Source organism: Vibrio sp. 1402 (assembly GCF_033340275.1).
Genome location: NZ_JAWOWE010000327.1, coordinates 1 through 661, shown reverse-complemented (window position 1 = coordinate 661; position 661 = coordinate 1). Strand labels below are relative to the sequence as shown.

Genomic DNA, 661 nt, shown 5'->3' with positions numbered 1-661 from the left:
CTTTGGCGGGCATTTGCCAATTGTGATTGATTCTTTCCAAATTCTATTAGTGGTAGTGCTAGCGATTGCTCTGAGTCTTGCTGCTACTGTTTATCCTTCTTACCGAGCATCTTCTGTTAAACCTGCTGAGGCACTTCGCTATGAATAAGCTATTAGAATGTCGTGATATTCGTAAAGTATACCGAGAAGGTTCGTTGGATACGGAAGTGTTGAAAGGCGTGAGCTTTGATATCGATAAAGGTGAGCTCGTTTCTATTGTTGGCTCATCGGGCTCAGGTAAGAGTACGCTGCTTCATATCCTTGGCGCATTGGACGACGCTACGCAAGGTGAAGTGGATTTTTTAGGGCAGAACCTGTCGGCGTTAAGCTCCAATAAGCAGGCTGCTTTGCGCAATAAACATCTTGGTTTTGTGTATCAATTTCACCACTTACTTGCTGATTTTACGGCGCTTGAAAATGTCGCAATGCCACTGTTGATTGGCGGTACTAAAGTGACAGAAGCTAAACAGGCGGCAAAAGCGCTGCTTGAGAAAGTGGGCTTGAGCCATCGTATGGATCACCGCCCATCAGAGCTGTCTGGTGGTGAGCGCCAGCGTGTGGCCATTGCTCGTGCTCTTGTGAACAAGCCTGACTTAGTTTTGGCTGACGAACCAACTGGTAA

The 661-nt window shown here is 46.7% G+C and carries 1 protein-coding gene and 1 pseudogene; both read left to right on the top strand.

Annotation, left to right across the window (positions count from 1 at the left end; translation table 11 throughout):
- Positions 1 to 148: pseudogene (locus R7044_RS25865) on the top strand (lipoprotein-releasing system transmembrane subunit LolC); the annotation flags it as partial.
- Positions 141 to 661 (top strand): ATP-binding cassette domain-containing protein (locus tag R7044_RS25860; protein ID WP_225456079.1); only part of this gene is annotated, 521 nt, incomplete at its 3' end. The pseudogene R7044_RS25865 and the gene R7044_RS25860, both read left to right, overlap by 8 nt.